This window comes from Pseudoalteromonas sp. S3785 (assembly GCF_005887365.1).
Classification (GTDB): Bacteria; Pseudomonadota; Gammaproteobacteria; order Enterobacterales; family Alteromonadaceae; genus Pseudoalteromonas.
Genome location: NZ_PNCT01000014.1, coordinates 50,228 through 59,691, shown reverse-complemented (window position 1 = coordinate 59,691; position 9,464 = coordinate 50,228). Strand labels below are relative to the sequence as shown.

The 9,464-nt window shown below is 41.2% G+C and carries 9 protein-coding genes; 8 read left to right on the top strand and 1 reads right to left on the bottom strand.

The genetic code is table 11. The annotated features are described in order from the left end of the window. The first annotated feature begins 228 nt into the window (after positions 1-228). The 5 genes from CWC17_RS04710 to CWC17_RS04690 all read left to right on the top strand — a co-directional run bounded on the left by CWC17_RS04710 (position 229) and on the right by CWC17_RS04690 (position 5,948). Positions 229-435, top strand: coding sequence for a hypothetical protein (locus CWC17_RS04710; protein ID WP_004587392.1), 207 nt, complete (start codon positions 229-231; stop codon positions 433-435). A 211-nt stretch (positions 436-646) separates the two neighbouring features. After that, a complete protein-coding gene (locus tag CWC17_RS04705) occupies positions 647-2,782 on the top strand; it encodes a M3 family metallopeptidase (protein ID WP_138612219.1) in 2,136 nt (711 codons plus the stop codon). Between the two features lie 103 nt (positions 2,783-2,885). Beyond that, positions 2,886-3,749, top strand: a complete 864-nt coding sequence (locus tag CWC17_RS04700) for a carboxylate/amino acid/amine transporter (RefSeq protein ID WP_055017155.1) — start codon at positions 2,886-2,888, stop codon at positions 3,747-3,749. Positions 3,750-3,804: 55 nt separating this feature from the next. Beyond that, positions 3,805-5,136 (top strand): glycerophosphodiester phosphodiesterase family protein, encoded by a 1,332-nt coding sequence (locus tag CWC17_RS04695; protein WP_138612218.1) that lies wholly within the window; start codon positions 3,805-3,807, stop codon positions 5,134-5,136. Positions 5,137-5,213: 77 nt separating this feature from the next. Further along, entirely contained in the window at positions 5,214-5,948 is a 735-nt protein-coding gene (locus tag CWC17_RS04690; RefSeq protein ID WP_138612217.1) for a dienelactone hydrolase family protein, read from the top strand. Between the two features lie 11 nt (positions 5,949-5,959). Here CWC17_RS04690 and CWC17_RS04685 read toward each other — a convergent pair whose 3' ends face one another. Next, a complete protein-coding gene (locus CWC17_RS04685; RefSeq protein ID WP_138540695.1) occupies positions 5,960-6,883 on the bottom strand; it encodes a LysR family transcriptional regulator in 924 nt (307 codons plus the stop codon). A gap of 163 nt (positions 6,884-7,046) precedes the next feature. Between CWC17_RS04685 and CWC17_RS04680 the strand changes: the two genes are divergently transcribed. From CWC17_RS04680 to yghU, 3 genes are all read left to right on the top strand, one after another. Continuing rightward, positions 7,047-7,730 carry a type 1 glutamine amidotransferase domain-containing protein gene (locus CWC17_RS04680; protein ID WP_055017153.1) on the top strand — a complete coding sequence of 228 codons (684 nt, stop codon included), beginning with the start codon at positions 7,047-7,049 and terminating at the stop codon, positions 7,728-7,730. Positions 7,731-7,833: 103 nt separating this feature from the next. Then, positions 7,834-8,415, top strand: coding sequence for a rhomboid family intramembrane serine protease (locus CWC17_RS04675; RefSeq protein ID WP_138540673.1), 582 nt, complete (start codon positions 7,834-7,836; stop codon positions 8,413-8,415). A gap of 89 nt (positions 8,416-8,504) precedes the next feature. Further along, positions 8,505-9,344 carry a glutathione-dependent disulfide-bond oxidoreductase gene (yghU, locus tag CWC17_RS04670; RefSeq protein WP_138540672.1) on the top strand — a complete coding sequence of 280 codons (840 nt, stop codon included), beginning with the start codon at positions 8,505-8,507 and terminating at the stop codon, positions 9,342-9,344. Positions 9,345-9,464: the final 120 nt, after the last annotated feature.

Below are 9,464 nucleotides of genomic sequence, written 5' to 3'. Positions count from 1 at the left end.
TTGTTGTTTGTTGTTTGTTGTTTGTTGTTTGTTGTTTGTTGTTTGTTGTTTGTTGTTTGTTGTTTGTTCAGTAAAAATTTAGTGTGGTTCAGTCTTCGCTAAGCTTAGCACGGCATAATAGGGTTAAGTCGCTAAGTTAATAGGTTTAACGTTTTTGTTTAAACAATTTATTAACTCTTTATTGCACCGAGTGCTATATAAATAGTGTACACGCACTGGAGATTACATATGTCACAACTTACTTTAAATCAAAGACTCGCCACTTTGCAGCCGCAGGTAGACTTAAATTTGTTTGAAAGCAGCCTAGATTATCGCAATAAAATCTTGTGTCTTCTTGCTGAACAAGAACAAACACTGGCGACTATTAATAAAGAATTTGGCCAGCAATCAAATAGCTTTGGATCTGAAAAACGCTTTGTGCTTGGCTATAACTAACCTTTTAAAACACACACAATACAATATTTAAGTAGCCTTACGCTTATTTTTAAGGCTACTTTTACCTCCAAAACGCATTTTTAGTAGCTAATTTGCGTTTAAATCCCGCTTAATACCGATAAACTTTATTGTATAAACGCCAAAATTTGATAAGTTAACTGGGTTTTCGACTCGAAAAGCCTATTTCGGCTCATCTTTTTATGGAGTTATTATGCGTAAAACACTGATCGCCACTACTATTGCTAGTGCCCTAATCCTATCTGCTTGTTCATCTAACGAAACTCAGAACACAGCTAAAGAGAGCGCAGCACAAGTGCAAGATATGAACGCAAACAATGTATTATTCAAACCAAGCCCATTACAATACATGGCGCCGGAGTTTGATAAGTTTGGCACAAAAGACTACGAAGCAGGCTTTGATGCAGGTATTGCTCAGCACACTGCACAAGTTCAAGCAATTGCAAACAACCCAGAACCAGCAACATTTGAAAATACACTTGTAGAGATGGAAAAGTCTGGCGAGTTGTTAAACCGCGTATCTGCTGCTTTTTATAATCTATCGGGTTTAATTTCAGATGACGAATACCAACGTATAAGTAAAAAAATGGCGCCGGTATTATCTGCTCACTCTGATGACATTTACCTAAATGGTGCGTTATTTGAGCGTGTACAAACTATTTACGATAATAAAGATGCACTTAACGCTGAAGATCAACGCTTAGTTGATTACTACTACAAGCAGTTTGTAAAAGCCGGTGCTAAGTTAAGCGATGCTGAAAAAGCAAAAATGCGTGAAATAAACGCTCAGCTTGCAGAGCTATCTACTGCGTTCTCTCAAAACATTTTAAAATCGTTTAAAGAAGACGTAATTGTAGTTACTGACAAATCTAAACTTGCCGGCCTATCTGAAGGTGAAATTGCAGGCCTTGCAGCCGCTGCTAAAAAAGCAGGTAAAGAGGGCTACATGATAACCCTGGTTAATACTACTCAGCAGCCAATTTTATCAAGCCTTGAAAACCGTGAGCTACGCGAGCAAATTTTTAAAGCCTCTACAAACCGTGCTGCTAAAACTAACGGTCCTATCATTATTGAAGAAACAAACCTGCGTGCACAAAAAGCAGAGCTGTTAGGCTTTAAAGATTGGGCATCGTATGTAATGACATCGCGCATGGCACAAACAACCGATAACGTGTACGGCATTTTAGATGACCTAGCACCAAAAGCAGTTGAAAAAGCCAAAGCAGAAGCGGCCGCTATCCAAAAAGTAATTAACGATTCAGGCGAGAGCTTTGAGCTTAAGCCATGGGACTGGGCGTTTTACGCAGAAAAAGTACGTGCCGAAAAGTACGACCTAGATCCTGCGCTAGTTAAGCCGTACTTTGAAATGAACTCTGTGATCCATGATGGTTTATTCTTCGCAATGAACAAGCTGTACGGAATCACCTTTAAAGAGCGTAAAGACCTACCTGTTTACCACGAAGATGTAACAGCATACGAAGTATTTAACGCTGATGGCAGCGCTATTGGTTTATTTTACATGGACCCATACGCACGTGAAGGTAAGCGTGGTGGTGCATGGATGAGTGCATACGTAAGCCAAAGCGGCTTAAAAGGCACTAAACCGGTTATTTATAACGCACAAAACATTCCAAAACCAGCTGAGGGCGAGCCTACGTTAATGACCTTCGACGAAGTATCGACTATGTTCCATGAATTTGGTCATGCTGCGCACGGTTTATTCTCAAATGTTAAATACCCAAGCCTAGCAGGTACTGCTACAGCACGTGACTTTGTTGAGTTTCCATCACAAGCACACGAAGACTGGATGATTGAACCTACGGTACTTGCTAACTACGCTAAGCATTACAAAACGGGTGAGCCAATTCCACAAGCATTACTTGATAAAGTACTAGCATCGCAAAAATTCAACCAAGGCTTTGGTACCACTGAATACTTAGCAGCTGCTTTACTTGATATGGAATGGCACTCATTTGGTTCTGATAAAAAAATCAGTGATGTTCAAAAGTTTGAAAGCGATGCGCTAAAAGCACACGGTATTGATTACTACCCAGTGCCACCGCGTTATAAATCAAACTACTTTAGCCATACGTTTGCCGGTGGTTACTCAGCAGGTTACTACGCCTACCTATGGACAGAAGTATTTGCTGCAGATGCCTTTGCACATATGGAAAATAACGGTGGCCTAACCCGCGAAAACGGTGACAAGTTCCGTGAAGAAATCCTATCTAAAGGTAACAGCCGCGACTTAATGCAAAGCTACATTGAGTTTAGAGGCCAAAAACCAACAACAGATGCACTTCTTAAGCGTCGTGGTTTAGTTGATTAATAACCTCGTTTATTAATTTTTGCTTTATAAAAGCCCGCTTGCGGGCTTTTATTGTTTATAACAGATAAACTAGCCACATTATAAATTATAAAAAACGACAATTATGGGCTATTTATTTGCTGTTACCTTACTGTGGGCTTTTTCATTTAGTTTAATTGGTGTGTACCTAGCAGGCCAAGTAGACGCATGGTTTAGCGTATTAATACGCGTTGCATTAGCCACATTGGTTTTTTTACCCTTTTTAAAACCTAAACTTACCTCAAAACCACTCGCACTAAAGCTTATGCTGATAGGCGCTGTGCAGCTGGGTGTTATGTACAGCTTTTACTATCATTCCTTTTTATTTTTAAGCGTACCCGAAGTGTTGCTTTTTACTGTTATGACGCCGCTTTATATAACGCTTTTAAACGATGCGCTTAACAAACATTTTAACCCGCGCTTTTTTGTAGTGGCGCTTATCGCTGTGTTGGGCGCGGTGGCTATCCGCTGGGAAAACCTCAATAATCACTATATGTTAGGTTTATTACTGGTTCAGGGTGCCAATATTAGTTTTGCAACAGGACAAGTAACTTATAAACGTTTAATGGCCTCTAATCAGCTAGATGACAAAACCGTATTTGGCTGGTTTTTTATTGGCGCCTTGGTGGTGGCAAGTGCTTGCTACGTATTATTTGGCGATACAAGCAAGTTACCGAGTACACCTACCCAGTGGGGTATTTTAATATATTTAGGTATTGTTGCCTCGGGCCTTGGTTACTTTTTATGGAATAAAGGCGCAACCAAAGTAAATGTAGGCGTGTTAGCCGTTATGAACAACGTACTTATTCCTGCCGGCATTATTGTTAACGTGCTTATATGGAATAAAGATGCAGATATTATGCGCTTAAGTATCGGTGGGGTAATTATGTTAGCAGCACTGGCAGTCAATAAAGTAGGAACAAATAAACAGAACGTCACACCCTTGTAGTTAATTTGTCATTAAATACGATTAGGGTTAAGGAAAATAATATGAAGGATTAAACATGAAACACCTTACCCTAATAACAAGCTCTGTAATGCTGGCACTACTTAGCGGCTGCGATGACGATGTCGAAGTGGTAGAAAAAGAGGTAGTGGTTACCAATACCACTGTTGAAGTGGTTGAAGCACCTACGCCAGTGATTGTTGAAGTGGCAAAAGGCGATGCGTCAGATATTCAATTAGGTACTCGTGCTGATTACCTAATTAACGATATGACTCAGAGCGATTTAAAAACAAAATTAGAGTCGTGTAAGGATGGGCCATTTTATCGTACAGATTTTTCTATTGGGCATCGTGGTGCGCCTATGCAATACCCTGAGCATACGAAAGAGTCTTATATAGCTGCGGCGCGAATGGGAGCAGGTATTGTAGAATGCGATGTTACTTTTACAAGCGACAAAGAGTTAGTGTGTCGCCACTCTCAGTGCGATTTGCACACCACCACCAATATATTAGCCATTGATGAACTTGCCGCTAAATGCAGTGTGCCTTTTACTCCAGCTAACGCGGCAAGTGGCACGCCTGCCACCGCTAAATGCTGCACAAGCGATATAACCTTAAGCGAATTTTTAACGCTTGAAGGTAAAATGGATGGCGCCAATACCCAAGCCACCACCGTTGATGAATACATCAAAGGTACGCCTAGCTGGCGTACAGACCTATACGCTACTAGTGGCACGTTATTAACGCATAAGCAAAGTATTGAGTTATTTAAAAGCCTTGGGGTAAAAATGACCCCAGAGCTAAAGTCGCCGCAAGTTAGCATGCCTTTTGAGGGGATGACACAACAGCAATACGCACAAAAAATGCTTGATGAGTACACGCTGTTAGACGTACCAAGCAGTGATGTGTACCCGCAATCGTTTAATCTTGATGATGTAAAGTATTGGATAAATAACAATCCTGACTTTGCAAATCAAAGCGTATATTTAGATGACCGCGACAGCGAAGCGGGCTTTGACCCAAGTAACCCTGATACGTGGCAACCAAGTATGGAAGCGCTGGTAGCCGATGGTGTTAAAATCTTAGCGCCTCCTATTTGGATGATGCTTACCATCGATAACGAAAGTAATATAGTCCCCTCACAATACGCTATTGATGCAAAAGCAGCGGGGCTTGAACTAATTGCATGGAGCCTTGAGCGCTCGGGGCCTCTTAACGAGGGCGGTGGCTATTACTATCAATCGATCGCTGATGTTATTGATAACGATGGCGACATGATGAAGGTCGTTGATGTACTCGCGCGGGATGTAGGCGTTATAGGAATATTTTCGGATTGGCCTGCGACCGTAAGCTACTACGCAAGTTGCAATAAAATGCCTGCAAGTATTTAAAAAACACATTTCAGCGGTCGTTTATTTTTTTGCGCTCAGTTACCATAACCTTATTAATTATTTAACTGAGCGCTTTTATGATAATCCAACACCATAATACCGACCTACCCACCCCAACAGGCTTGATGCGAACTACCGTTTACCGTCCTCAAGCTCCTGGCCAATACCCAAGTATTATTTTTTACTCTGAAATTTTTCAGCAAACAGCCCCGATTGCGCGCAGCGCCGCAATTTTAGCAAGCCATGGTTTTGTTGTGTTAGTGCCTGAGGTATTTCATGAGCTAAACCCGATTGGTACTGTACTTGCCTACGATGAGGCAGGTAAAGATAAAGGGAATGCCGATAAATGGCAAAAGCCACTTGAGCAACACGACAGTGATACCCAGGCACTCATCGACTTTATACAAAACCAAGATTACTGCACTGGTACCGTAGGTGCTATGGGTGTGTGCATCGGTGGGCATTTAGCTTACAGAGCCGCATTAAATCCACATGTAAAAGCGGCATTTTGTTTATACGCCACCGATATTCATAGTGATACCTTACCCGCTAATGCAGGTAACAATTCGTTTGAACGCATGGCTGATATTCAAGGCGAAGTACACTTTATTTGGGGTAAACAAGACCCACATGTACCCAAGGAAGGTCGTAGCAAAATTTATCAGCAATGTGTCGCTACGGGTATTAACTATCAATGGCAAGAAGTAAACGCACAGCATGCATTTATGCGTGATGAGGGCGAGCGCTACGATGCAGCGCTTGCAATCACTATGTATCAGCAAGCTGTTGCATTATTTAGCCGCACGCTTTAACACAAGGCTTTTTAAACGTTTTTCAGCATGCCCAACGCGGTGTGCTGTTTTACAAAATACGCTTTTAAGTAATCAATAAATAACCTAAGCTTTTTAGAGCCAGCGGCCCCAGGCGGAAACACACCATAAAGCTCTATATCTTTTGTTTTATAGTCATCAAGTATTATTTCTAGCAGCCCAGCTTGTACTTTAGGCCACGCGTCATACAAAGGAATACGACCAAGCCCATGCCCAGCTTCCACAAACGCGGTACGCGCGGCGGCATTGTTGGTACTTATGCCACCTTGTAGTATTACATCGTATTTTTTGCCCTCTTTGGTAAGAGTTAATGTTTTACTGCTAAGTTGGTACACCACCCATTTATGTGAGGCTAATTCAGCTGGCGTGTGCGGTTTGCCAAAGTGCTCAAAGTACGTTGCAGAACCACAAATACAGGTACTCATGGTTGTTAATTTAGTAGCCTGTAAATTAGAGTCTCTTAAAGCGACGCCACGGATAGCTATATCAAAGCCATTTTTTATTATATCAACCACATCATCGGTGAGCTGTAAGTCTATTTCAATTTTAGGGTATTGACGTTTAAACGTATTAATTGCGGGCACAATTAATTGCATGCCAACATTAACAGGGCAACTTATTTTTAATATTCCTTGTGGCTCACTTTTAATGTTTTCTATTTGCTGATTAGCCGCGTTTGCTTGCTCGGTGATCACTCTACAGCGCTCATAGTACGCAATACCTGCCTCGGTTAAAGCCATTGTGCGGGTAGAGCGGTTAAGCAATGTTACTTCTAATTGCGTTTCTAGTTTTTTAAGGTGATAACTTACCACCGCTCGCGTTAACCCTAATTGCTTTGCAGCCGCGGTTAGACTGCCCTGTTCTACAATTTGCGCAAATACCACCATGCTTTTAAGTTGCTCAAACGACACTTTCATCACACACCCACCTTTGGTTATTAACTCAATCATTGTATCAATAATTAAACCAATAAAGTTAACTTTATCATCGTTGTTTAAATCCTTGTGAGTGCATATAGTTATTACAACACCTTGGTTAACACCAAGCTTTAATTTACTCACTAATCGAAGGAATATTGTTATGGCTAAAAAAATACTTATGGTACTTACCTCCCATTCAGAGCTTGGTAACACAGGCGAAAAAACAGGTTTTTGGGTAGAAGAATTCGCAGCCCCCTACTACGCGTTTGTAGATGCCGGTGCAGAGGTAACACTTGCTTCCCCTGCAGGTGGCCAACCACCGATTGACCCAACGAGTACACTTTCTGATTTTGAAACTGCTGCAACAAAGCGCTATGACAATGACAGCGCAGCACAAACACTTATGGCAAACACAAAAAAATTAAGCGAAGTAAACGCCAGCGACTTTGACGCTGTATTTTACCCAGGCGGCCACGGCCCACTATGGGATTTAGTAGATAACAGCGATTCAATCTCACTTATCGAAAAGTTTGTAAAAGAACAAAAACCTGTGGCGGCTGTTTGTCACGCTAGTGCTGCTTTTTTAAATGTTAAAGACGAGCAAGGTAATACGCTTGTAGCCAGTAAAAAAGTGACAGGCTTTAGCAACTCAGAAGAAGCCGCCGTGCAATTAACAGATGTGGTGCCATTTTTAGTTGAAGATGAACTTATTAAAAAAGGCGGTGATTATCAAAAAACCGACGACTGGGGCGTATTAGCTGTAGAAGATGGTTTAGTGATTACAGGCCAAAACCCCGCAAGTTCAGAGCTTGCGGCGAAAAAGCTATTAACCAAACTTGGTTAAACAACCATTAAGCGCGGTGTATATCGCCGCGCTTTTTAAATTGCTTTTAATAGCGAAAACATACTCCTATACTGGTACAAAATAATCCTACAAAGGCGTTTATATGCCAACTAACTCATCATCTTCTTCAGTTATAACCAGTACTCGATTTGCAATATTTAGCGTTGTTTTTTTGTGCTTAGTACTGCAAATTATCAATAGCTTACCAGGCATTACCCTTAATGGTTTAGGAATTTATCCGCGAAGTGTACAAGGGTTAATTGGCATTTTATGCGCTCCATTTTTGCACGGAAGCTGGTGGCACTTTGCTAGCAACATGCTGCCTTTTACTGTACTTAGCTGGCTTATTTGCCAATACAGTGTAAAACGCTTTTATACTGTGTTCATTTTTACTGCATTAATGGGCGGGCTATTAGTGTGGGCCTTTGGTCGTAGCAGTTTTCATGTAGGCTTAAGCGGTGTTATTTATGGTTTGTGGGGGTTTATACTGTGCTATGGAGTGGTTAGGCGCTCATTCAAATCGATTGTTATTGCCGTAGTAGTTGCGGTGCTTTACAGCGGATTTATTTGGGGCGTTTTGCCACAGCGCTTTCATGTCTCATTTGAAAGTCATCTATTTGGTGCGTTAAGTGGGTTCTTTTTAGGGTATAAACTTGCCAAGTCAGATAAATTAAAAGCACGATAATTTTTTGCATTGTCTTTAAATAATTATTTACACCCCCAGCTTTTTATTTGTCAGTATAGAAATTAATACATTTTAAATTGAGGTTATTTATGAGTAATGAAAACGAATACACTGCGCCTAGAGTGTGGACGTGGGACAGTGAAAGTGGTGGTAAATTTGCTAACATCAACCGCCCTATTGCAGGCCCCACACATGATAAAAACTTGACCATTGGCGAACATCCATTTCAACTTTATTCCTTAGCCACGCCTAATGGCCAAAAAGCGACCATTATGTTTGAAGAGTTATTAGAGCTTGGCCTAACCGACGCCGACTACGATGCCTACTTAATTGACATTGGCGAAGGCGACCAATTTGGCTCGGACTTTGTTGATATTAATCCAAACTCTAAAATCCCCGCGCTCATGGATCACTCAACCACGCCACCAACACGCATTTTTGAGTCGGGTTCAATTTTACAATACTTGGCAGAAAAATTTGATGTACTAATACCAAAAGATTTTAAAGCCAAGACAGAATGCCGTAATTGGCTGTTTTGGCAAATGGGATCTGCACCTTATTTAGGGGGTGGATTTGGCCATTTTTATAGCTACGCACCAACAAAAATGAAATACCCGATAGACCGCTTTACTATGGAAACTAAGCGACAGCTCGATGTATTAAATCGTCACTTGAGTGAAAACGAATACATGGCGGGTAGTGAATACTCTATTGCCGACATTGCTATTTGGCCTTGGTATGGCTCATTGGTGCTTGGAAAACTATACGACGCTGCCGAGTTTTTAGATGTAGCCTCTTACACTCATGTAATGCGCTGGGCAGAACAAATAGCGAAGCGCCCCGCTGTTAAGCGTGGTCAACGGGTTAATCGTACTTGGGGTCCTGAAGAAGAGCAACTCAGCGAGCGTCATAGCGCTAACGATTTTTAACTTAAAGCCCATAACAAGACATTGTGTTATGGGCATTTTTTTATTTAAAGTCTGCATTTTCCTATCATTAAACTATATTTATTATTGTATTTTTATAAATGTAACCCGCATTACTTTAAT

Coding starts and splice junctions, on each gene's coding strand:
- CWC17_RS04710 (WP_004587392.1), top strand. CDS start 229: ATGTCACAACTTACTTTAAATCAAAGACTCGCCACTTTGCAGCCGCAG.
- CWC17_RS04705 (WP_138612219.1), top strand. CDS start 647: ATGCGTAAAACACTGATCGCCACTACTATTGCTAGTGCCCTAATCCTA.
- CWC17_RS04700 (WP_055017155.1), top strand. CDS start 2,886: ATGGGCTATTTATTTGCTGTTACCTTACTGTGGGCTTTTTCATTTAGT.
- CWC17_RS04695 (WP_138612218.1), top strand. CDS start 3,805: ATGAAACACCTTACCCTAATAACAAGCTCTGTAATGCTGGCACTACTT.
- CWC17_RS04690 (WP_138612217.1), top strand. CDS start 5,214: ATGATAATCCAACACCATAATACCGACCTACCCACCCCAACAGGCTTG.
- CWC17_RS04685 (WP_138540695.1), bottom strand. CDS start 6,883: ATGAAAGTGTCGTTTGAGCAACTTAAAAGCATGGTGGTATTTGCGCAA.
- CWC17_RS04680 (WP_055017153.1), top strand. CDS start 7,047: ATGGCTAAAAAAATACTTATGGTACTTACCTCCCATTCAGAGCTTGGT.
- CWC17_RS04675 (WP_138540673.1), top strand. CDS start 7,834: ATGCCAACTAACTCATCATCTTCTTCAGTTATAACCAGTACTCGATTT.
- yghU (WP_138540672.1), top strand. CDS start 8,505: ATGAGTAATGAAAACGAATACACTGCGCCTAGAGTGTGGACGTGGGAC.